19 protein-coding genes are annotated in these 21,255 nt (G+C 68.0%); 7 read left to right on the top strand and 12 right to left on the bottom strand.

The window, feature by feature from the left end:
• Positions 1-444 precede the first annotated feature (444 nt).
• The 7 genes from AC1DBX_RS18870 to AC1DBX_RS18840 form a co-directional block, all read right to left on the bottom strand.
• A complete protein-coding gene (locus AC1DBX_RS18870; RefSeq protein ID WP_079551424.1) occupies positions 445-1,287 on the bottom strand; it encodes an HpcH/HpaI aldolase/citrate lyase family protein in 843 nt (280 codons plus the stop codon).
• Complete coding sequence (locus AC1DBX_RS18865; RefSeq protein WP_476932452.1) at positions 1,284-1,856, bottom strand: MaoC family dehydratase; 573 nt, start codon at positions 1,854-1,856, stop codon at positions 1,284-1,286. Before AC1DBX_RS18865 ends, AC1DBX_RS18870 begins: the two co-directional genes overlap by 4 nt.
• Entirely contained in the window at positions 1,853-2,614 is a 762-nt protein-coding gene (locus tag AC1DBX_RS18860) for a CoA transferase subunit B (protein WP_476859066.1), read from the bottom strand. Before AC1DBX_RS18860 ends, AC1DBX_RS18865 begins: the two co-directional genes overlap by 4 nt.
• Before the next feature lie 2 nt (positions 2,615-2,616).
• The gene (locus AC1DBX_RS18855) at positions 2,617-3,417 is read right to left on the bottom strand and encodes a CoA transferase subunit A (protein WP_476932451.1); all 801 of its coding nucleotides are present in this window, start codon (positions 3,415-3,417) and stop codon (positions 2,617-2,619) included.
• A gap of 19 nt (positions 3,418-3,436) precedes the next feature.
• Positions 3,437-4,600, bottom strand: a complete 1,164-nt coding sequence (locus tag AC1DBX_RS18850) for an acyl-CoA dehydrogenase family protein (RefSeq protein ID WP_223914042.1) — start codon at positions 4,598-4,600, stop codon at positions 3,437-3,439.
• 104 nt (positions 4,601-4,704) lie between these two features.
• Positions 4,705-6,930 carry an acetyl/propionyl/methylcrotonyl-CoA carboxylase subunit alpha gene (locus AC1DBX_RS18845; RefSeq protein ID WP_476932450.1) on the bottom strand — a complete coding sequence of 742 codons (2,226 nt, stop codon included), beginning with the start codon at positions 6,928-6,930 and terminating at the stop codon, positions 4,705-4,707.
• Positions 6,931-6,937: 7 nt separating this feature from the next.
• Positions 6,938-8,545 (bottom strand): carboxyl transferase domain-containing protein, encoded by a 1,608-nt coding sequence (locus AC1DBX_RS18840; protein WP_476887215.1) that lies wholly within the window; start codon positions 8,543-8,545, stop codon positions 6,938-6,940.
• Positions 8,546-8,705: 160 nt separating this feature from the next.
• Here AC1DBX_RS18840 and AC1DBX_RS18835 point away from each other — a divergent pair, with 160 nt between their 5' ends.
• Positions 8,706-9,377: an SACE_7040 family transcriptional regulator gene (locus tag AC1DBX_RS18835; RefSeq protein WP_476856469.1), complete on the top strand. Its 672-nt coding sequence runs from the start codon at positions 8,706-8,708 to the stop codon at positions 9,375-9,377.
• Between the two features lie 236 nt (positions 9,378-9,613).
• Here the strand turns inward: AC1DBX_RS18835 and AC1DBX_RS18830 are convergent, their stop codons facing one another.
• From AC1DBX_RS18830 to pdhA, 3 genes are read right to left on the bottom strand one after another with little or no spacing between them, the layout of a single operon-like run.
• Positions 9,614-11,044 (bottom strand): dihydrolipoamide acetyltransferase family protein, encoded by a 1,431-nt coding sequence (locus tag AC1DBX_RS18830; protein WP_476932449.1) that lies wholly within the window; start codon positions 11,042-11,044, stop codon positions 9,614-9,616.
• A complete protein-coding gene (locus AC1DBX_RS18825; RefSeq protein ID WP_476849401.1) occupies positions 11,041-12,051 on the bottom strand; it encodes an alpha-ketoacid dehydrogenase subunit beta in 1,011 nt (336 codons plus the stop codon). The genes AC1DBX_RS18830 and AC1DBX_RS18825 overlap by 4 nt, the downstream gene beginning before the upstream one ends.
• Positions 12,051-13,229 (bottom strand): pyruvate dehydrogenase (acetyl-transferring) E1 component subunit alpha, encoded by a 1,179-nt coding sequence (gene pdhA, locus AC1DBX_RS18820; protein WP_374706662.1) that lies wholly within the window; start codon positions 13,227-13,229, stop codon positions 12,051-12,053. Before pdhA ends, AC1DBX_RS18825 begins: the two co-directional genes overlap by 1 nt.
• A gap of 195 nt (positions 13,230-13,424) precedes the next feature.
• Here pdhA and AC1DBX_RS18815 point away from each other — a divergent pair, with 195 nt between their 5' ends.
• A complete protein-coding gene (locus tag AC1DBX_RS18815; RefSeq protein WP_026266622.1) occupies positions 13,425-13,898 on the top strand; it encodes an Lrp/AsnC family transcriptional regulator in 474 nt (157 codons plus the stop codon).
• A gap of 135 nt (positions 13,899-14,033) precedes the next feature.
• Positions 14,034-14,747, top strand: coding sequence for a hypothetical protein (locus AC1DBX_RS18810; RefSeq protein ID WP_476932448.1), 714 nt, complete (start codon positions 14,034-14,036; stop codon positions 14,745-14,747).
• 84 nt (positions 14,748-14,831) lie between these two features.
• On the opposite strand, the gene AC1DBX_RS18805 is transcribed toward AC1DBX_RS18810, so the two are convergent.
• The gene (locus AC1DBX_RS18805) at positions 14,832-16,448 is read right to left on the bottom strand and encodes a solute symporter family protein (protein ID WP_476856473.1); all 1,617 of its coding nucleotides are present in this window, start codon (positions 16,446-16,448) and stop codon (positions 14,832-14,834) included.
• The gene (locus AC1DBX_RS18800) at positions 16,445-16,825 is read right to left on the bottom strand and encodes a DUF485 domain-containing protein (protein WP_476856474.1); all 381 of its coding nucleotides are present in this window, start codon (positions 16,823-16,825) and stop codon (positions 16,445-16,447) included. Before AC1DBX_RS18800 ends, AC1DBX_RS18805 begins: the two co-directional genes overlap by 4 nt.
• 260 nt (positions 16,826-17,085) lie before the next feature.
• On the opposite strand from AC1DBX_RS18800, the gene AC1DBX_RS18795 reads away from it, so the two are divergent.
• The 4 genes from AC1DBX_RS18795 (at position 17,086) to AC1DBX_RS18780 (ending at position 21,075) form a co-directional block, all read left to right on the top strand.
• Complete coding sequence (locus tag AC1DBX_RS18795) at positions 17,086-18,303, top strand: sensor histidine kinase (protein ID WP_476932447.1); 1,218 nt, start codon at positions 17,086-17,088, stop codon at positions 18,301-18,303.
• A gap of 90 nt (positions 18,304-18,393) precedes the next feature.
• Positions 18,394-19,113, top strand: coding sequence for a LytR/AlgR family response regulator transcription factor (locus tag AC1DBX_RS18790; protein ID WP_476932446.1), 720 nt, complete (start codon positions 18,394-18,396; stop codon positions 19,111-19,113).
• The gene (locus tag AC1DBX_RS18785) at positions 19,110-19,517 is read left to right on the top strand and encodes a DUF485 domain-containing protein (RefSeq protein ID WP_476849397.1); all 408 of its coding nucleotides are present in this window, start codon (positions 19,110-19,112) and stop codon (positions 19,515-19,517) included. The genes AC1DBX_RS18790 and AC1DBX_RS18785 overlap by 4 nt, the downstream gene beginning before the upstream one ends.
• 91 nt (positions 19,518-19,608) lie before the next feature.
• Positions 19,609-21,075, top strand: a complete 1,467-nt coding sequence (locus AC1DBX_RS18780; protein WP_476849396.1) for a sodium/solute symporter — start codon at positions 19,609-19,611, stop codon at positions 21,073-21,075.
• Positions 21,076-21,255 lie beyond the last annotated feature (180 nt).

Below are 21,255 nucleotides of genomic sequence, written 5' to 3'. Positions count from 1 at the left end.
CGGCGCCAGCCCCGGGACGCCGGCAGCCACCCAGGGACCCCTCGGCACAGGACCTCGGAGAATGGTCGAGGATTCAGAGCCACGGGGCACCCATTTGACGCAGATGGCCGCAATACGATCAGCCAATCCGGCCATCTGTGACGAATCGCGAAGTCCAGCCCGGCAGAGTCCCACCTCGGCAGCCACGAAGTTGCCCGGCGCCAGCCCCGGGACGCCGGCAGCCGCCCAGGGACCCCTCGGCACAAGGCCCCGGAGAATGGGCGAGGATTCAGAGCCAGAGGCCACCCATTTGACGCAGATGGCCGCAATACGATCAGCCAATCCGGCCATCTGTGGCGAATCGACGAGTTTCACACGGCAGAGCTTCACCCGGGCACACGTTGGTTGGCACACGCTGGTGGGCACACGTTGGTTTGCACGTGTCGATGGGCAGCCGGCCCGCGGTCAGGACCCGACGCGGCCCGCGCGGCGCAGTGTGGACGCGGCGTGCTTGAGGATGGGCCCGTCGACCATCTTGCCCTTGAACTGGAAGACGCCCGAGCCTGCCGCGGAGGCGGCATCGAGCAACTCCGCGGCTGCCGAGACGTCGGCCTCCGAGGGTGCGTAGGCTTCGCGGACCACGGCCACCTGGTCCGGATGGATGCAGGCCTTGGACGAGAATCCGGACGCCACCGCGTCACGTGATTCAAGTGCCAGCCCGGCCAGATCCGGGATGTTGACGTAGACGGCGTCGATCGCGTCCTTGCCGAAGGCGCCGGCGGCCAGCAGCACGCTGGAACGGGCGTGCAGCGCGACGGCCCGGTAGCTGCCGTCCTCCGCCCGGCTGGAGGTTCCGCCGAGCGATGCCAGCAGGTCCTCCGCACCCCACATCAGGGCCACCACGTTGGGCTCGGCGGCGATGGCGGCGGCGTTGAGGACGCCGGCGGCCGTCTCGCAGAGGGCAATCACGCTGTAGCCCTCGAGTTCCCTCAGCTGGGCAGCGCTCTCCGCCTTGGCCAGCATGATGTGCCGGTACGGCGTGTGCTTGAGGCAGTGCAGGTCCTTCTCGAACTCGTCCGTGCCGGCCGGGTTGACCCGGACGATCGTGCGGGACGGATCCAGTTCCGGGACGTCGCCGGTGGCGCCAAGCTGGGCAAGGATGGCGCCGCGGGCCCGCTGCTTGTCGGCAGGGGCGACGGCGTCCTCAAGGTCCACGATCACGGTATCGGCGCGTTCCGCGGCTTTTTGGTACCGCTCGGGGCGGTCGGCGGGGCAGAACAGCAGGGCAGGGCCCATCAGGAAACTCATGTCTCTATTCTCCCCTTTTGCGCCGCTTCCAGCTCGGCAGCGGCGTGGGCCTCGCGTGTCCACATCAGGCAGCTGCGGGCGGCGAGCGCCACCACGTCCCCGTGCTGGTTCCGTCCGGTGTGCTGCATGGTCACGATGCCCTGCCCCGGGCGGGACGCGGACAGCCTCTTCCCGGTCACCACCGTCTCCGTGTACAGGGTGTCCCCGTGGTACAGCGGGTGCGGAAAAGACACATCCGTCAGGCCGAGCTGGGCGATGATGGTGCCCTGGGTCAGCTGCGGCACGGACTGGCCCACCACGGTGGCCAGGGTGAACATCGAATTCATCAGCCGCTGGCCGAACGGCTGCCCGGCGCTCCAGGCCGCGTCGAGGTGCAGGGCCTGGGTGTTCATGGTCATGGTGGTGAACAGGACGTTATCCGTCTCCGTGAGCGTCCGGCCCGGCCGGTGGGCGTAGACCACGCCCTCCTCCAGCTCATCGAAATAGAGGCCGCGCTGCTCGATCACCCGGGGGGTGCCGGTACCCGGGTGTGCGCCTGCGCCCGGTGAAGTCGTGCCTGCATCACTCATACGGTCAGTTCCTGGTCTTCCTCAAAGAGTTCGGCTCCGGTGGCCGCCACGACGTCCTCCACGGACACGTTCGGCGCCAGTTCGCGCAGCACCAGGCGGGACTTCCCGCCCTCGGTCACGACGTCGATCACGGCGAGGTCGGTGATGATCCGGTCCACGCAGCCCTTGCCGGTCAACGGCAGCGTGCAGGTTTCCACGATTTTCGGCTTACCGTTGCGGTCCACGTGATCCATCATCACGATCACCTTCTTGGCCCCGAACACCAGGTCCATCGCGCCGCCCATGCCCTTGACCATCTTGCCCGGGATCATCCAGTTGGCGAGGTCGCCGTTGACGGCGACCTCCATCGCGCCGAGCACGGCCACGTCGACGTGGCCGCCCCGGATCATGCCGAAGGAGGCGGCGGAATCGAAGAACGCCGCGCCCTTGTTGACCGTGACGGTTTCCTTGCCGGCATTGATCAGGTCCGGGTCGACTTCATCCTCGGCCGGGTACGGCCCGACACCCAGGATGCCGTTTTCCGAATGCAGCACCACCTCGACGCCGGCGGGAATGTAGTTGGGTATCAGCGTCGGCATGCCGATGCCGAGGTTGACGTACTGGCCGTTGTGCAGTTCCTGCGCCACGCGGGCCGCGAGTTCATTGCGGGTCCAGCCCTTGCCCTCAGTACCGGCGGCGTGTTCGACGGCGGAGCGCCGGTATTCGTGGCGCACGGCCTCGGGACGGGGCGGGGCCTCTGCGGCTTTGTTCGTTTCCACGGCTAGGCTCCTGCCTGCTCTGGCGACAGTTTTGGTGCGCCGGAGGCACCGGTGGCCACCGCAACCGTCCGCTTCTCAATGCGTTTCTCACCCTGTGGGGCGAGAACCACGCGCTGGACGAAGATCCCTGGGACATGGACGTGCTCCGGGTCCAGCTCCCCCGGCTGCACGAGTTCCTCGACCTCGGCGATGGTGATCTTCCCTGCCATGGCGCACAGCGGGTTGAAGTTCATGGCCGTGGCGTGGAAGACGAGGTTGCCGTGGCGGTCACCCTTCCAGGCGTGCACGAGGCCGAAGTCGGGCGTCAGCGATTCCTCCAGCACGTAGTCGGCGCCGTGGAAGCTGCGGACTTCCTTCGGGGCGGAGGCAATCGCGACGTTGCCCTCGGCGTCGTACTTCTGCGGCAGGCCGCCGTCGGACACCTGGGTGCCGACGCCGGCCGGGGTGTAGAACGCGGGGATGCCCGCGCCGCCGGCGCGCAGCTTTTCGGCCAGCGTGCCCTGCGGGGTGAGGACCACCTCCAGCTCGCCGGAAAGGTATTGCCGGGCGAACTCTTTGTTCTCCCCCACGTAGGAGCTGATGGTGCGCCGGATCCGGCCGTCCTTGAGCAGGATCCCGAGGCCCCAGTCGTCGACGCCGCAGTTGTTGCTGACGGTTTCCAGGTCCGTGGCACCGCGCTCATGCAGGGCCTCGATCAGCGTCACGGGAATGCCGCACAGCCCGAACCCGCCGACGGCGAGGGAGGCGCCGTCGTGAATGTCCGCGACAGCCTCGGCGGCGCTGGCAACAACTTTGTTGATCATCGGTGATCCTTCCGGCCGGCTACAGTCCCAGTTCGCGGGCGATCAGCATCAGCTGGACCTCCGTGGTGCCCTCGCCGACTTCAAGGATCTTGGAGTCGCGGTAGTGGCGCGCCACGGTGAATTCGTTGATGAAGCCATAGCCGCCGAACACCTGGGTGGCGTCCCGCGCGTTGTCCATGGCTGCCTCGCCTGCGACCATCTTAGCGATGGCCGCCTGCGTCTTGAACGGCTTGCCGGCAAGCATCCGGGCGGCCGCGTCGTAGTAGGCCAGGCGGGCCGTGTGGGCGCGGGCTTCCATCCGGGCGATCTTAAATGCGATGGCCTGGTATTTGCCGATGTTCTGCCCGAACGCGCTGCGTTCCTTGGCGTATTTCACCGACTGGTCCACGCAGCCCTGGGCCGCGCCGACGGCCAGGGCCGCGATCGCGATCCGGCCTTCGTCCAGGATGGAGAGGAAGTTGGCGTAGCCGCGGCCCTGGGTGCCGAGCAGGTTCTCCTCGGGGACGTGGACGTTGTTGAACGTCAGCGGGTGGGTGTCCGAGGCGTTCCAGCCGACCTTGTTGTAGGCCTTTTCCGCTGTGAAGCCCGGAGTGTTGGTGGGCACCAGGATGGTGGAGATTTCCTTCTTGATGCTGCCGTCCGCGCGTTCCTCCTGGCCGGTCACCGCGGTGACGGTGACGAGCCTGGTGATGTCTGTGCCGGAGTTGGTGATGAACTCCTTGTTGCCGTTGATGACCCACTCACCACCGCCCAGCTTGGCGGTGGTCTTGGTGCCGCCGGCGTCCGAGCCGGCTTCCGGCTCGGTCAGGCCGAAGCCGGCGAGCGCCTTGCCGGAGGCCAGCAGCGGCAGCCATTCCTGCTTCTGCGCCTCATTCCCGAAGCGGTGGATCGGCATCGCACCGAGCGAGACGCCGGCCTCGAGGGTGATCGCGACAGACTGGTCCACCCGGCCGAGCTGTTCCAGGGCCAGGGCCAGGGCGAAGTAGTCCCCGCCCATGCCGCCGAACTCTTCCGGGAAGGGCAGGCCGAACAGGCCCATGTCCGCCATCTGGGAGACGACCTCGTAGGGGAAGCTGTGCTCTTCGTCGTGCTTGGCGGAGACCGGGGCCACCACTTCGTCGGCGAATTCGCGGACGGTGTCGCTAAGGATCTGGTAGTCCTCGCTGAGTTCAAAATCTGCCATGGGGTGACTCCTGTTTCTGAGGTACATCTGTGGTCTGTTGAAAGGTGTTGGGTGGGCCGGGGTTGGTGAGCCGGGGTGGAGGCGGTGGGATCAGTGCGGTTCCGTCATTCGGCCGCGCCCATCGCGATGACGGCTTCCTCGATCGTGTCCTCCGCTTTCGAGGGTTCAGTCGGAACAGCGGGGTGGATCGTTGCCACCACCTGATCGGCCTTGACGAGGTCGCCGGAGCCGACGCTGATGTGGACGGTTCCGTCCAGGGGCGCCACGAGCTGGTGCTCCATCTTCATGGCTTCCACCGAGAGCAGGACCTGGCCGGCCTCCACGGCGTCGCCGTTGCCGACGGACACCGACACCACGGTGCCGGGCATCGGCGAGCGCACCGCCGGGTCGGCGGCGCCTTCCTCGCGTTCGATCGCGGCCAGCACCCGGGCGAGCCGGGTCTCCCGCGTGAGCACCTCGAGCCGGCAGGACCAGCCCTCGTTGCCGAGGAACACTTCCGTTGGCATCGGGTTGCCGGGGCCAGGGGGGACGGGCCCGCGGTGGACAGGCGCCAGCGCGTAGCTGCGGGATTCGTCGCCCAGAGTCAACTCCGCGGTGCCTCGCTTGGTGGACCGAAATGATGCCGGGCGTCGCGGGCCGCCGTTGACTGCCACGGTCGCCGTCCCCCGCGCCAAGGAGCCGGATACCTGCACGGTGGCGATACCGCCGTCGGGGGTCCCCAGGCTGATCCGGCGCGGGGCAGCTGCACCGAGCCGCCACCCGCTACCGAGATGCCAGGGGCCTGTCCCGGCGTCCTGCGTTTCATGCTCGTGCATCGCAGCGGCGAAGACGGCAGCAGCGGCCACCTCGAAGTCGCCCGGGTGCCGGAAGGAGAACTCCGGCATTTTCCGTTCGATCAGGCCGGTGTCGAGCCGTCCGGCGCGGACGTCGGCGTCGTTGATCAGCAGCCGCAGGTATTCGACGTTGGTGTCGATGCCCAGCGCGGTATACCCGGCGAGTGCCTCATCGAGGGTGTCCAAAGCCTCAGCCCGGTCCTCGCCCCACGCGATGACCTTGGAAATCATCGGGTCGTAGCTGCTGGAGATTTGGAGGCCCTCCAGCAGGGCCGAGTCGACACGGACCTTGCCACTCGCGGTGTCCGGCAGTTCGTCCAGCAGCACGACCTGTCCGATGGACGGCAGGAAGTTCTTCTCCGGCACCTCCGCGTAGACGCGTGCCTCCACGGAGTGGCCGGTCAGCACGACGTCGGCCTGGGTCACCGTGAGTTCCTCGCCGGCGGCGATGCGCACCTGCCATTCGACGAGGTCAATGCCGGTGACCATCTCGGTGACGGGGTGTTCGACCTGCAGGCGGGTGTTCATCTCCATGAAGAAGAACTCGTCCGGGGCGGCGTCCGAGACCAGGAATTCCACGGTCCCGGCGCCGGAGTAGTGGACGCTGCGCGCGGCCTGGCAGGCGGCTTCGCCGATCCGGGCGCGGATCTCCGCCCCGTCGGGCAGGGATTCCAGCAGCGGGGACGGTGCTTCCTCGATGACCTTCTGGTGGCGGCGCTGCAGCGAGCACTCGCGCTCCCCGAGGTGGATGACGTTGCCGTGATTGTCCGCCAGGATCTGGACCTCGATGTGCCGCGGGGTGAGCACGAGCCGTTCCAGGAACAAGGTGTCGTCGCCGAAAGCACTCGCGGCGACCCGGCGTGCGGTGGCCAGGGTGGCTTCCAGGTCCTCGGCGCGTTCGACGATGTGCATGCCCTTGCCGCCGCCGCCGGCGGAGGGCTTGATCAGCAATGGGAAGCCGACGCCGGCCGCGGCCTCGATCAGCTGCGCGTCGGTCATGCCGGGTTCAGCGATGCCCGGGACCACGGGGACGCCGTAGCCGGTGACGTGGTTCTTGGAGCGGATCTTGTCGCCCATGACGTTCAGGGATTCGACGCCGGGGCCGATGAACGTGATGCCGGCGGCTTCGAGGGCGCGGGCAAAGTCGACGTTCTCGCTCAGGAAGCCGTAGCCGGGGTGCACGGCCTCGGCGCCGGTGTCGCGGCAGGCCTGGATGATGGCCTCGATCTTGAGGTAGCTCTCGGTGGCCGCGGCGGGCCCGATCCGGACCGCCAAGTCGGCTTCCCGCACGTGCCGCGCGTCGGCGTCGGCGTCGGAATAGACGGCGACCGAACGGATGCCGAGGGCGCGCAGGGTCCGGATGACGCGGCAGGCGATTTCGCCGCGGTTGGCGACGAGCACGGTGCCGAACAGCGGGGTGCCGGTTGTGGGGGTGGCTGGAGGGGTGGCCACGGAAGGCGTGGTGGGCGAAGAGATGGTCGGCGAAGAAAGATTCATGGCTGGCTCACATCCGGAAGAGGCCGAAGGAGGTCTCCGGCAGCGGGGTGCGGGAGACGACGTCGAGCGCCAGTCCCAGGACGGTGCGGGTGTCCGCGGGGTCGATCACGCCGTCGTCCCAGAGGCGGGCGGTGGAGTAGTAGGGGCTGCCCTGGTCCTCGTACTGGGCCTTGATCGGGGCCTTGAAGGCTTCCTCGTCCGCGGCGGACCATTCCTCGCCGCGGGCCTCGTACTGGTCCCGCTTCACGGTGGCGAGCACGCTGGAGGCCTGGTTGCCGCCCATGACGGAGATCCGCGACGCCGGCCACATCCAGAGGAAGCGCGGGGAGTAGGCGCGTCCGCACATTGAGTAGTTGCCGGCGCCGAAGGACCCGCCGATCACGACGGTCAACTTGGGGACCCTGGCGGTGGCGACGGCGGTGACCATCTTGGCGCCGTTCTTGGCGATGCCGCCCTGCTCGTAGTCCTTGCCGACCATGAAGCCGGAGAGGTTCTGCAGGAAGATCAGCGGGATCCCGCGCTGGTCGCACAGTTCGATGAAGTGCGCGCCCTTGAGCGAGGACTCGCTGAACAGCACGCCGTTGTTCGCCACGATGCCCACCGGGTGGCCGTGCAGCTTGGCGAAGCCCGTGACCAGGGTGGTGCCGTAGTTCTTCTTGAACTCGTGGAACCGGCTGCCGTCGACCAGCCGGGCGATGACCTCACGCACGTCGTACTGGGCGTTGACGTCCGTGGGCACGGCACCGTAGAGCTCATCCGGGTCGGCAACGGGCTCGACGACGGTGTCCACGTCCCAGACTGGCGCGGAGGGCTTCGGCAGGGTGGAGACGATGTCCCGGACGATCTGGAGGGCATGCTCATCGTTCTCGGCCAGGTGGTCCGTGACCCCGGAGATCTTCGAGTGCACGTCGCCTCCGCCGAGTTCCTCCGCCGTGACGATCTCGCCGATCGCGGCCTTCACCAGCGGCGGGCCGCCCAGGAAGATGGTGCCCTGGTTGCGGACAATCACGGTCTCGTCGCTCATCGCGGGGACGTAGGCGCCGCCGGCGGTGCAGGAGCCCATGACCGAGGCGATCTGCGGGATCTTCGCCGCGGACATCCTCGCCTGGTTGAAGAAGATCCGGCCGAAGTGTTCCTTGTCCGGGAAGACCTCGTCCTGCTTGGGCAGGAACGCCCCGCCGGAGTCCACGAGGTAGATGCAGGGCAGCCGGTTCTCCAGGGCGATTTCCTGCGCGCGGAGGTGCTTCTTCACCGTCATCGGATAATAGGTGCCGCCTTTGACCGTGGCGTCGTTGGAAATGACCAGCACCTGGCGGCCGTGCACCAGCCCGATGCCGGCAATGACGCCGGCACCGGGCGAGTCGCCGTCGTACATTCCGTCCGCGGCCAGCGGGGCGATCTCCAGGAAGGGGCTGCCATCGTCGAGCAGCTGGTCAATGCGCTCGCGCGGCAGGAGCTTGCCGCGCGCCACGTGGCGTTCCCGGGACTTCGCGGGCCCGCCCAGCGCGGCGGTGGCGAGCCGTTCCCTCAGCTCGCCGGCCAGCCCCAGTTGGGCCTCCCGGTTCGCGGCGTAGGCGGTGCTCGTCGCATCCACCCGGCTGGCGATTGTCTCCATTGACTGTTTCCGTTCCCTGACCTGCGCGGACTTGCGCGCCGGAGCGGCAACTCAGGCCGCCCGACTATTTCGGTTAGTACCGCATAACTGAGATTTAGGTTAGTCTCTATTAACTGTGATGTCCAACACAGGGATCATTTTGTAAAGAGGGGATGCGCCGGTGACCGAGCCCAGCCAGACTGCCCAGCTTCCGTCAGCGCAGGCAGCCCCGCCCCAGGCAGCCTCAACCCAGCGCAGCCAGGCCAAGGCGAACAGACGGCAGGCCCTCCTGTCCGCCGCCGCTGCGCTCTTTGCCCTGGAGGGCTTCAACCGCGTTTCCCTGGAGGATCTCGGGGCCGCGGCCGGCGTCAGCGGACCGGCGGTCTACCGTCACTTCGCCGGCAAGCAGGCCGTCCTCGGCGCCCTGCTGCTCAGCGTCAGCCAGGACCTGCTCGACGGCGGCCGCAGGGTGGTGGCCGATTCCGACGGCGATCTGGCGGCGTTGGGCGGGCTGGTGGCCTTCCACGTCGACTTTGCGCTGAGCAACCCGGACGTCATCCGGGTCCAGGACCAGGACTTCAGCAACCTGGCCGGCGAGGACCAGGCCGAGGTCCGCACGCTTCAGCGCAACTATGTCGAACTCTGGGTGGACGTGCTGGCCGGACTGCACGAGGGCACGGAGGCCGCCGAACTGCGGATGCGCGCGCATGCCACGTTCGGGCTGATCAACTCGACCCCGCACTCGGTGCGCAGCCACGGGCGCCGGATCGGGGTCCGCCGCGCGAGGCCGCTGCTGGAAAGCATGGCGCTGGCCGCGCTCCTGGCACCGGCCCCCACCGAGCCGCTCGGCTAAGCAACTCCCCCGCCCCGGGCGCCCTCCCGGGTCCACGGGCCCACGTGTCCACCGCCCACGTGTCCACCCCATGGCGACTTAGGCACGGACACGCCGTCAACGGGGCCGCCGCCGTCGAAATTGTCCTCCATGCGCCCCGGGACGGCGACAACCCCGCCCAAAGTAGCCCGCACACCACGAAGCTGCCGGCTGCCCCTTCCTTTCGGACGGGGCAGCCGGCAGCTGCGTAGAGGGACCTAGACCATCGCGAGGACCATGCCCGGATCGGCCAGCATGGCGCCGAGGTCCTGGAGGAACCGCGAGCCCTGCTCGCCGTCGACCAGACGGTGGTCGAAAGACAGGCTGAGCGTCATGACCTGGCGCAGCGCGACCTCGTCCTGGTACTCCCACGGCATCTTCCGGACCGCGCCGAGGGCCAGGATGGCTGCCTCGCCCGGATTCAGGATGGGTGTGCCGGCGTCAATGCCGAAGACGCCGATGTTCGTGATGGAGATCGTGCCGCCGGAGAGCGCCTCAGGGCTTGTCTTCCCGGCCCGGGCCGTGTCCGTCAGTTCCGTCAGGGCCGAGGAGAGATCCATGAGGGACATCCGGTCCGCGTCCTTGATGTTCGGAACCGTCAGCCCCCGCGGGGTCGCGGCCGCGATGCCCAGGTTCACGTAGTTGAACTGGACGATCTCCTGGTTGGCCTCGTCCCAGCGGGCGTTGAGGGTCGGGTGGTTGCGCAACGCAATCAGCACGGCCTTGGACACGAGCGTCAGCGGGGTGAGCTTGTACCCGGCGAACGCGCGACTGGCCTTGAGCCGTGCCAGCAGCTCCATCGTGGGCGTGACGTCGACGGTCAGGAACTCGGTGACGTGCGGCGCGGTGAAGGCACTGGCCACCATGGCGGCGGCCGTGAACTTCCGCACGCCCTTGATCGGCGTGCGGGTCTCGCGCTCGCCCGGGGCCTGGACAAGCCCTGCGGCCTGCGCCGTCGCACCGGCGGGCTCCTGGGCGGCCGCGGGCAGGTCCCCGCCGCCGACGAAGTTCAGCACATCGTCGCGGGTGATGAGCCCGCGCTCCCCGGTACCGGGCACGGCCTCAAGGTCGACGCCGAGATCCTTGGCCAGCTTGCGCACCGGAGGCGTGGACCGCGGGCGCTCCCCCGGCGCGGATGCCGCCGAGGTTTCGACCGGCTTGGATTCGGCCGGCCCAGCAGCACGGACTGGTGCCACCGGCTCGGCCGCGCGGACTGGTGCCACCGGCTCGGCCGCGACGGCCGGAGGGGCCGCCGGGGCCGCGAAGGTGCGGGCGCGGCGGGCCGGACGGCCGGACGCTTCGAGGACCGCGCCATAGCCCACGAGGTTCGGCTCACGCTTGCCGCCTGCGGCCCCGTCCGCACCAGCACCGCCGCCGGAACCGGCGGCGCCGTCGTCGCCCTCGATCTCGAAGGAGACGATCGGCTTCCCGACCTCAACAACGGTGCCGGGCTGTTCGTGCAGGGCCGCGACGACGCCGGCAAACGGCGAGGGCAGCTCGACGACGGCCTTGGCCGTCTCTACCTCGGCGATGATCTGGTTGAGGGTGACGGTGTCCCCTACCGCGACCTTCCAGGCGACGATTTCCGATTCCGTCAGTCCCTCGCCGAGGTCCGGGAGCCTGAATTCCTTGATCATGGTGGCGCTCATCCTTCCAGCCCGCTGAGGGAGTTGGGGCGGCCGAGGGCACGGTCGACGCCGTCGAGAATCCTGTCAAGGCCCGGCAGGTGATGCATTTCCAGCTTGGAGTAAGGGTAGGGAACATCGAAGCCGGTCACGCGGACGGGAGCGGCCTCGAGGTGGTAGAAGCAGCGCTCGGTGATGCTCGCGGCGACTTCGGCGCCGAGGCCGCCGGACTGGCTGGCCTCGTGGGTGATGACCAGACGGCCGGTCTTGCGGACCGAGGCCTCAAGGGTGGCGAAGTCCAGCGGTGCCAGCGAGCGCAGGTCAATGACCTCAACCGAGATGCCTTCGTCGGCGGCCGCCATGGCGGCGTCGCGGGCGGTCTTGACCAGCGGGCCGTAGGCCACGAGGGTGACGTCCGTGCCCTCGGTGACAACACGGGCCTTTTCCATGGACAGGGCAGAGCTCAGGTCGACGCTCTCGTCCACCTCGCCCTTGTCGTGGTAGCGCCGCTTGGGCTCGAAGTACAGGACGGGATCGTCGGAGGCGATGGCCTGCTGGATCATGGTGTAGGCGTCCTGGGGGTTGGACACGCTGATCACGCGCAGCCCCGAGGTGTGGGTGAAGTAGGCCTCGGGCGATTCCGAGTGGTGCTCCGGCGAGCCGATGCCGCCGCCGAACGGGACGCGGATGGTGATGGGCATCTTGACCGCGCCCTGGGTGCGGTAGTGCATCTTGGCGACCTGGCTGACGATCTGGTCGAACGCCGGGTAGATGAAACCGTCGAACTGGATCTCCACCACCGGACGGTACCCGCGGTATGCCAGGCCGACGGCGGTGCCCATGATGCCCGATTCGGCGAGCGGGGTGTCCACGACGCGGTGCTTGCCGAAGTCTTTCTGCAGCCCGTCGGTGACACGGAAGACACCGCCAAGGGCGCCGATGTCCTCGCCCATCAGGACCACCTTGGGATCGTTTTCGAGGGACTTGCGCAGGCCCGAATTGATGGCTCGGGCAAAGGTCATCTGCGTCATCAGCGTGCACCTTCTTCAGAAGCGGCTTCTGCGGGATCGCCGAAGGAAGCCAGGTAACGGGAGTAGTGCTCCTGCTGGCGGTCCAGCCAGGAGTTGGGCGTGCTGTACACGTGCTTGAAGATATCCAGCGGCTGCGGCTCGGGCATGTTGATGGTGCCGGCCCGGAGTTCCTTGGCCACTGCGTCAGCTTGCGCGGCGACGGCGGCCTCGAGGTCCGCGGTCAGCAGTCCCTTGCGCTCGAGCAGCGACTTCATCCGGCTGATCGGGTCCTTGGCGGCCCAGTCTTCGAGTTCGTTGGCATCCCGGTAGCGGGTGGGGTCGTCCGCCGTCGTGTGCGGGCCCATCCGGTAGGTCACGGCCTCGATGAAGGTGGGGCCGCCGCCGCGCCGGGCACGGTCCAGGGCAATGCGGGTGGCTGCCATGACGGCGAGGACATCGTTGCCGTCGACCCGCATGCTGGGGATGCCGAAGCCTGAGGCGCGGTCCGCGAGCTGGATGTGCGACTGCAGCCGGACGGGTTCGGAAATGGCCCAGTGGTTGTTCTGGCAGATGAAGACGACGGGCGCTTGGAAGCTCGCGGCGAAGACCATGGCTTCGTTGACGTCGCCTTCGCTCGTGGCGCCGTCGCCGAAGTAGGCCACGGCGACACAGTCGGCGCCGTCGTTCTGGATGCCCATGGCGTAGCCCGTAGCGTGCAGGCTCTGCGCGCCGATGATGATCTGCTGGGTGGCAACGTTGACGGTGAACGGGTCCCAGCCGGCGGAGGCGTTGCCACGCCAGGCACGGACGAGGTCCTCCGGCTTCACTCCCCGGCAGTAGGCGACACCGTTGTCGCGGTAGCTGGGGAAGACAAAGTCGTCCTCGCGGAGGGCACGGGCCGAGCCGATCTGGGATGCTTCCTGGCCCAGCAGTGGCGGCCACAGTGCCAGTTCGCCCTGCCGCTGGAGGGCCGTGGCTTCAGCATCGATCCGGCGAATGACCACCATGTCCTCATAGAGCGCGCAGAGCTGCTCATCGCTGACGTCCTGGAGCCAGGGATCGAACTCGGGATGGCTGATGCGCTCGCCCGCCGGGGTGATGAGCTGGACGAGGTCGCCGCCCGTCCGCCTCATAGAATTTTCACTGTTTCCGGGGCCCCCGGCGGCAATGCCGCCCTTGCCCGCGTCGTCGGTAAACACTGTTGTCCGCACCTTCTGACGTCGTCTGACCGGAACTCGCAGGACTCGTGATCCCGCGGCGCGCCAGCCGCCCGGGCGCCGTTGCCCCGGATAATTGTGACCCTACTCACAATGCTCATCGGGTACAACCACCCGCAAAAATATTGAGCATTATGCCCTGTTTGGTGTCCGCCAACCGTGCTAATCTTGCGCATTATGCAAACCTTGGATGGCACTGACACCCGCCTGCTTTCGGCCATGGCGCGGGACCCCCGCCGGACCGTGGTTGCCCTCGCCCAGAAGCTCGGACTCTCGCGCAATACGGTGCAGGCCAGGATGGCCCAGCTGGAGAAGAAGCACGTGTTCCTCTCCTTCGAGCGGCGGATCAACCCGGTGTCCCTGGGGTACCCGCTGATGGCTTTCATCTCCGTCCACGTCCAGCAACAGAAACTCGGACCCCTCGCCGTCGAGCTCGCCGGGATTCCGGAAATCCTGGAGGGCTACGGCCTGACGGGCTCGGCCGATCTGCTCCTGCGGGTGGTGGCGCTCGACGCCGAGGACCTGTTCCGGATCAACGGCAAGATACTGGCGTGCGACGGCGTGGACCGGACCGATACCGCACTGGCGATGGGCGAGCTGATCCCGTTCCGGATCCAGCCCCTGCTGGAGCGCGGATCCGCCGATAACTGATCCGCTTTTCATCTGTGCCGTGGGCGGCCGCGGCGCTAGGCTGTGTCCGTTGGGTCCCCCTGAGTCCTTGGGTCCGCGCACGCGGCCCAGTGCAACAGGCAGTGGCTTGTCTGGACTGCCGGAAAGGCTTGAACCGTGAGCAGTCCCGAGGAACCACACCGCCCGGTACCGCCGCAGCCCGGGCATGAGCCTGCAGCCGGCCACCCGGCGCCCGGCCAGCCGCCCATTCCGTACTACGCCCCGCCGCCCGGGCCACCCGCCGACGCCGCGGTGCCCAACTACGCGGCACCCAGCTACCCGCCACCCGCGACCGGCGCGGCACCCAGCTACCCGCCACCCGCCGACGGCGCACCTCCGTACTACGGCGGTCCGGGGCAGCCGCCGCCCTACTACGGCGGCGCCGCCCTGCCGCCCCCGAAAAAGAGCCGCAAGGCCCTGTGGATTGTCCTCGGGATCGTCGGCGGTGTGCTCCTGCTGGTAAGTGCCGGCGCCGTCGTCCTGCTCAACGTGGTGGGCGGAGCCACCAACCAGGCACGGGGCATCGCTGACGATTTCACGAAGATGCCCATCGCCGGTGAGGTCAGCACCGCCTACGAGAAGTACCTGGATCCGGCCCTCATGCGGAAGATTTCGCCGGAGGAGTTCGCCGCGGGGGTGCAGAGCCTGGAGCTTGACGGCAGCTGTAAACCGAACTTTTCAAGCCTCAACGTCAGCTCCAACAACGGCTCCAACGCCGCCGACGTGGCCGGAACGATCGACTGCGACACGAAAAGTGTGGAGCTGGCCTACCGTTTCGAGGGCCACGACGAGCTGAAGATGGTGAACATTCGGCTGAGGCCTCAGCGCTGACCTCGAAAAACCCTGTCGAAGCGCCCATCCACAAGAGAAGCTCCCGTGCTGCTGCACGGGAGCTTCTCTGCTGGTGCAGCCTTCCTAGTGGTTGGTAGCCTTTTCGGCGCCCACCCCGGTCAGGGAACGGACCTCCATTTCGGCCTGCTTTGTGGCGTCTTCCTTCCGCTTGTCCAGGACGGTGCCCAGCCAGCCCAGGAAGAACGCGAGCGGGATGGAGACGATGCCCGGGTTGCTCAGCGGGAAGATGGCGAAGTTGGCGCCGGGGATCATCGACGTCTTGGCCCCGGAGACCACCGGGGAGAGCGCAATTAGGATGATGGCCGCGGACAATCCGCCGTACATGCTCCACAGGGCTCCCTGGGTGGTGAACCGGCGCCAGAACAGCGAGTAGAGGATGGTCGGAAGGTTGGCGGAGGCAGCCACGGCGAAGGCGAGCGCGACGAGGAACGCGACATTTTGTCCGTTGGCGAAGATGCCGCCGGCGATGGCCAGCAGCCCGATCACCACCACGGTGCGGCGGGCAACCTTGACCTCGGTGGCGGCGTCGGCCTTCCCCTTGGCGATGACGCTGGCGTAGATGTCGTGGGCGAAGGATGCCGCCGCGGTGATCGTCAGGCCGGCGACGACGGCCAGGATGGTCGCGAAGGCCACCGCCGAGATGAAGCCCAGGAGCAGCGGACCGCCGAGGTGGAAGGCGAGCAGCGGCGCGGCCGAGTTGACGCCGCCCGGGGCTGCCTTGATGGTGTCGGCACCCACCAGCGCAGCTGCGCCGTAGCCCAGGACCAGGGTGAACAGGTAGAAGATGCCGATGAGCCAGATGGACCACACCACCGACTTGCGGGCTTCCTTTGCGGTCGGAACCGTGTAGAAGCGCATCAGCACGTGCGGCAGGGCTGCGGTGCCGAGCACCAGGGCCAGGCCGAGGGACAGGAAGTCGACCTTGGAGGTCTCCGTCTTGCCGTACTGCAGTCCCGGGTTGAGCAGGTTCGGGTTGCCCGAGGTTTCCACCGCGCCGCCCAGCAGGTCGGAGAGGTTGAAGCCGTAGATCGCGAGGACCCAGAAGGTCATGACTGCCGCGCCGGCGATCAGGAGCATGGCCTTGATGATCTGAACCCAGGTGGTGCCCTTCATGCCGCCGATCAGGACGTACATGATCATCAGGGCGCCGACGACGATGATCACCAGGGCTTGTCCGCCCCAGTCGCTGATGCCCAGGAGCAGTGAGATGAGGCTGCCGGCACCGGCCATCTGGGCCAGCAGGTAGAAGAAGCAGACGGCCAGCGTGGAGATGGCTGCCGCGATGCGCACGGGGCGCTGCTTGAGCCGGAAGGAGAGGACATCGGCCATGGTGAACTTGCCGGTGTTGCGGAGCAGCTCGGCGACGAGCAGCAGGGCGACGAGCCAGGCGACGAGGAACCCGATGGAATACATGAAGCCGTCGTAGCCGTTGATGGCGATGGCTCCGGTGATGCCCAGGAAGGACGCTGCGGAGAGGTAGTCGCCGGCGATGGCGGTGCCGTTCTGCGGGCCTGTGAAGGAACGTCCGGCCGCGTAGTAGTCGGCCGCCGTCTTGTTGTTGCGGCTGGCCCTGATCACAATGACCATGGTGATCGCGACGAAGAGGGCGAAGATGCCCATGTTCAGCAGGGTGGTGTCCTTGAGATCCGCAACGTTTACTGAGGGAACCATGAATGTCATTTTGCTGTCCCCCCAACCGGGTTGCCGTGCTTGTCGAATTCGTGCCCCTCGATTTCCTGGCGGATCGCGGAGGCAATGGGGTCCAGCTTGCGGTTCGAATAGCTGACGTACCAGCCGGTGATCGCGAACGTGGAGACAAACTGCAGCAGGCCCAGGATCAGGCCCACGTTGATGTTGCCCCAAAGCTTGATCGACATGAATCCGACCGCGTAGTCGGCCAGCAGGACATAGGCGAAGTACCAGAGCAGAAAGGCAATGGATAGCGGGAAGACAAAGCTGCGGTGACGGGTGCGCAGTTCCTGGAACTGCTCCGTCGACTGGACTTCCTTGAAGTCCACGGCCGCCGCAGCGTCCGTTTCTTGGGCGTCGTGACCCATCGGTTCCTCCTCATTGAGACTGGTGAGTCCACACCGGTTGCCGTGGTCTGCGCGGGACGCACCCTGCAACCCATCCTGCCGATGTGACTGCAATCACTGTGCACCGTGACGTGGGCTACCTACCACAGCCGGGGCAGCCTGCGTCGCTCAGCGGTCCCGGCGCTGCGCCAAACGGCGCCCGATACACCTGTTTCGCGGCCATCGGTGTCCGGGCACGTGCCAGAGCCGTCAGCCCCGGCACCGGCGGTAGGCTGGGCATCATGCCGGACTCTCCCCTGTTCACCGCCGCCGCCGTCGCGGTGATCGCCATGGCGATCACGGTGGTCGTCGCCGTCGGGCTCCAGGTCCTCCGCTCCTTCCGCGACCTCGGCACCGATGCCGAGCGCGCCACCTACACGACGCTCCACGCCGCGTCCCGGGCCGGCCAGTACCTGCGGACCGGCCTGAACCCTGCCGGTGCGGCCAAGGCCAGCCGGCAACTGCGCAGCATCCTGGGCTGCGATGCCCTCGCCATCACCGATACAACCGGCGTGCTCGCGTGGGACGGCGCCGCCGAGGAGCTCAAGCCTGCCCTGATGGGGCTCGCGTCAAAAGTGTTCGACGGCGGCCACCTCGCCGTCATTCCGGCGGGCGAACTCCAGCTCCTGGCCGCTGGCGTCGGCGGCATGACGCTGGCGCCGGAGGTGGAGCGCGCCGTCGTGATCGCCCCGATCAAAACCGGCACGCGTGTGGTGGGTGTGGTGGCCGCCTTCGCGCCGGCCGCCGGGGCGGGACTGGTCCGCGCCACCGGGGAGGTGGCTGACTGGGTGGCCACGCAGGTGGAACTGGCCGAGCTCGACGCCTCCCGCACGCTCCTGATGGAAGCCGAGGTCCGCGCCCTCCGCGCCCAGATCAGTCCGCACTTCATCTACAACTCGCTCAACGCGATCGCATCCTTCATCAACACGGATCCGGTCCGGGCGCGCGAGCTCGTGGTGGAGTTCGCCGATTTCACCCGCTACTCCTTCCGCCGCCACGGCGACTTCACCACCCTGGCCGAGGAACTGCGCTGCATCGACCGCTACCTGCTCCTGGAGCGGGCCCGGTTCGGGGACCGCGTCCAGGTCAGCCTGCGGATCGCTCCCGAGGTGCTCAGCACCGTGATCCCCTTCCTGAGCCTGCAGCCGCTCGTGGAAAACGCGGTCCGGCACGGGCTGGAGGCCAAGGAGGGCCCGGGCCACATCTCCATCACTGCGAATGACTCCGGTGCCTTCGCGGAGGTGACGATCGAGGACGACGGCGTGGGCATGGACCCCGACCAGCTGCGCTCCGTCCTTGCCGGGCACAGCGACGGCGACCACGTCGGGCTGCGCAACGTCGACGCCCGCCTGCGCCAGGTGTACGGCGACGACAACGGCCTCGTGATCGAGACCGCGCCCGGCGAAGGCACCCTGATCACGATGCGCGTCCCCAAGTCCCAGCCCCGGCACGACGCCTGATTTCCGGTCGGTTCCCGGCGGTGTCGTGCCCGGCGGCAGGTGGCTGACGGGCTGAGCCGGCCACAATGGCAGCGGCAGTAGGCTAGTGGCATGATTAACGTCCTCGTCGCCGACGACGAGCTCCCCGCCGTTGAGGAACTGGCCTTCCTGCTCGGCCGGGATGACCGGATCGGCGCCATCCACCGGGCTTCCTCGGGCGCCGAGGCCCTGCGTGCCCTCGAGGCCGAAAACGTCGACGCCGTGTTCCTCGACATCCACATGCCGGCGCTGTCCGGGCTGGACATTGCGCGGGCCATCTCCCGCAGCGCCCGCCCGCCCGCCGTCGTTTTCGTCACTGCCGACGAGGACTGCGCGCTGGAGGCCTTCGAGCTCGCGGCCGTGGACTACCTCCTCAAGCCCGTGCGGGCCGAAAGGCTGGCAAAGTCGATCGGACGCATCAGCGAACTGCTCAAGGATGGTGCCCCTGCACCCGAAATGATCACCGTGGACCTGGGCGGGACCACCAAAATGATCCGTCGCGAGGACGTGACCTACGTCCAGGCGCAGGGTGATTACGCCCGGCTGCACACCGCCGATGCCAGCTACCTCATCAGGGTTCCGCTGGCGGACCTCGAACAGCAGTGGGCCGACGCCGGATTCGTCCGCATCCACCGCTCCTACCTGATCGCGCTGAGCCACGTCAGCCACTTGAAGCTCGCCGCAGCGCGGCCCAGCGTCACCGTGGCTGGAGCTGAACTGCCTATCAGCCGCCGGCACCTGCCTGCTGTCCGGGAAAAGCTCGGCGCAACCCGTATCCGGCCGCAGGCATGACAAGGGTCCGGGTCACGGCGCCGCGCAGCGTCACACCAAACAGCGCCACACCAAACGGCACCGCAGCAAACAGCGCCGCCCTGAACGGCGGGCGCTCCGCGGCAGCCTCCCGCGAAGCGGAGGAGGAGACCGACGCCGGGCAGTTGTTCGTCCGTTCGCTCATCCGGTCCCAGCTCCGGCTGGGCCTCGTGGTGGCCCTGGGATTCCTGCTGATCATGCTCGCCTTCCCGCTGATGCTGGGGCTGGTCCCCGGCCTGGCGGACTCCACGATTGCCGGCCTTCCCTTCGACTGGGTCCTGCTGGGGGCCGGGATCTATCCCGTGATCGGCCTCAGTGCCTGGCTGTACGTGCGGACCGCGGCCAGGAACGAGGCCCGCTACCGGGACCTCGCCGGCGACAAATGACCGAACAGGTGAGGACCCACGTGAACGGCCCGGCGGGCGGCCACGTACGGGGCCCGGTGGGCGGCCACCCACGCGGCCGGGTGAACGGCCGGTGAACCCCGTCGTCGGCGTCGCGGCGTTCGCCGCCGTCTCCCTCGCCACGGCTGTGATTGGTTTCTACGGGTTACGGATCTCGCGCACCACCGGGGACTTCTACGTGGCGTCCCGGACGGTCAAGCCGTGGTGGAACGCCTCAGCAATCGGCGGGGAGTACCTCTCGGCTGCGAGCTTCCTGGGGGTCGCCGGGCTCATCCTGCTCTCCGGTACCGACGCCCTGTGGTATCCGGTGGGGTACACGGCCGGATACCTGATGCTGCTCTTGTTCGTCGCCGCTCCCCTGCGCCGCTCGGGCGCCTACACGATCCCTGACTTCACCGAGGCGCGCCTCGATTCGCGTGCCGTCCGCCGCGTCACAAGCCTGGTGGTGGTCCTGGTCGGCTGGCTCTACATCGTCCCGCAACTCCACGGCGCCGCCCTGGCCATCCGGATCACCACCGGGCTGCCGGCGTGGGTAGGCCCGGTGGCGGTGGTCGCCGTCGTCTGCATCACCGTGGTGGCGGGCGGGATGCGCTCCATCACGTTTGTCCAGGCGTTCCAGTATTGGCTGAAACTGACGGCGGTGGCGGTGCCCATCGTGTTCATGCTGCTGGTGCTGGGCGGCAACAGCTCCCCGGCGGAGGCAGCCCCCGCGGTGAATCCGACGGCGCTGGCACCCTCGGGCCCCTATCAGGTCATTTCGCTGCTCGTGGCCCTGCTCTTCGGAACCCTCGGCCTGCCGCACGTGCTGGTCCGGTTCTACACAAATCCGGACGGACAGTCGGCCCGCCGCACCACCCTGATTGTCCTGGGCCTGCTCTCGGTCTTCTATCTGTTCCCCACGGCCTACGGCATGATCGGCCGGGCCTACGCCCCCGACCTCGCCCAAAGCGGGCCGGCCGATGCCCTGGTGCTGCTGCTGCCTGGCCGCCTGGTGGGCGGGGCGGCCGGCGACCTGCTCTCTGCGCTGGTGGTGGCGGGGGCGTTTGGGGCGTTCCTGTCGACGACGTCGGGCCTGGTGGTCTCTCTGGCCGGCGTTATCAGCCAGGACGTGTTCGGCGGCAGCGTGCGGGGCTTCCGGCTGGCAGCGCTGATCTCGGCGCTGGTGCCTCTGGGAATCGCGTCGATGACCGAGTCGCTGGCACTGGCCGGCAGCGTGGGGCTCGTGTTTGCCTTTACCGCGTCCACGATCTGCCCTGTCCTGCTGCTGGGCATTTGGTGGCGGGGACTGACGGACGCCGGGGCTATCGCGGGCATGGTGACCGGCGGCGTGCTCTGCGGCAGTGCGATGGTGGCCGGCTCGGTGCTGGGTGCTGCGCAGACGCCGTCGTGGCTGGCGCAGCCCGCCGCATGGACGGTGCCGGCCGCGTTCGCCGTCACGATCCTGGTGTCGCGGGCCACGCGGGGCCGGGTGCCGCGGACAATGACACGGCTGATGACCCGGCTGCACACCCCGGAACGGCCGCTCGCGACGGAACGGTGACCCTGGCGGGGCTCCGGGCGGGGCGTGACTAGACGATATGAGGTAGCCGGGTTTTTCGGGCTGGAACCTCCTTTTCAAAGCGGGACGTGGGTTGCCTGCCAGACTTGGCGGACAGGTAGAGCCACATTTGAAATTGGAGGTTCCAGCTATGTTCGAGCGTACAAGCGTCGGCCTGGAGGA

Source organism: Arthrobacter sp. 10N44_2 (genome assembly GCF_056394385.1).
This window is presented reverse-complemented; position numbering and strand designations above follow the sequence as displayed.

Coding starts and splice junctions, on each gene's coding strand:
- AC1DBX_RS18790 (WP_476932446.1), top strand. CDS start 18,394: ATGATTAACGTCCTCGTCGCCGACGACGAGCTCCCCGCCGTTGAGGAA.
- AC1DBX_RS18815 (WP_026266622.1), top strand. CDS start 13,425: ATGCAAACCTTGGATGGCACTGACACCCGCCTGCTTTCGGCCATGGCG.
- AC1DBX_RS18805 (WP_476856473.1), bottom strand. CDS start 16,448: ATGACATTCATGGTTCCCTCAGTAAACGTTGCGGATCTCAAGGACACC.
- AC1DBX_RS18845 (WP_476932450.1), bottom strand. CDS start 6,930: ATGAATCTTTCTTCGCCGACCATCTCTTCGCCCACCACGCCTTCCGTG.
- AC1DBX_RS18785 (WP_476849397.1), top strand. CDS start 19,110: ATGACAAGGGTCCGGGTCACGGCGCCGCGCAGCGTCACACCAAACAGC.
- AC1DBX_RS18825 (WP_476849401.1), bottom strand. CDS start 12,051: ATGACGCAGATGACCTTTGCCCGAGCCATCAATTCGGGCCTGCGCAAG.
- AC1DBX_RS18840 (WP_476887215.1), bottom strand. CDS start 8,545: ATGGAGACAATCGCCAGCCGGGTGGATGCGACGAGCACCGCCTACGCC.
- AC1DBX_RS18870 (WP_079551424.1), bottom strand. CDS start 1,287: ATGAGTTTCCTGATGGGCCCTGCCCTGCTGTTCTGCCCCGCCGACCGC.
- AC1DBX_RS18800 (WP_476856474.1), bottom strand. CDS start 16,825: ATGGGTCACGACGCCCAAGAAACGGACGCTGCGGCGGCCGTGGACTTC.
- AC1DBX_RS18850 (WP_223914042.1), bottom strand. CDS start 4,600: ATGGCAGATTTTGAACTCAGCGAGGACTACCAGATCCTTAGCGACACC.
- AC1DBX_RS18855 (WP_476932451.1), bottom strand. CDS start 3,417: ATGATCAACAAAGTTGTTGCCAGCGCCGCCGAGGCTGTCGCGGACATT.
- AC1DBX_RS18830 (WP_476932449.1), bottom strand. CDS start 11,044: ATGAGCGCCACCATGATCAAGGAATTCAGGCTCCCGGACCTCGGCGAG.
- AC1DBX_RS18795 (WP_476932447.1), top strand. CDS start 17,086: ATGCCGGACTCTCCCCTGTTCACCGCCGCCGCCGTCGCGGTGATCGCC.
- AC1DBX_RS18865 (WP_476932452.1), bottom strand. CDS start 1,856: ATGAGTGATGCAGGCACGACTTCACCGGGCGCAGGCGCACACCCGGGT.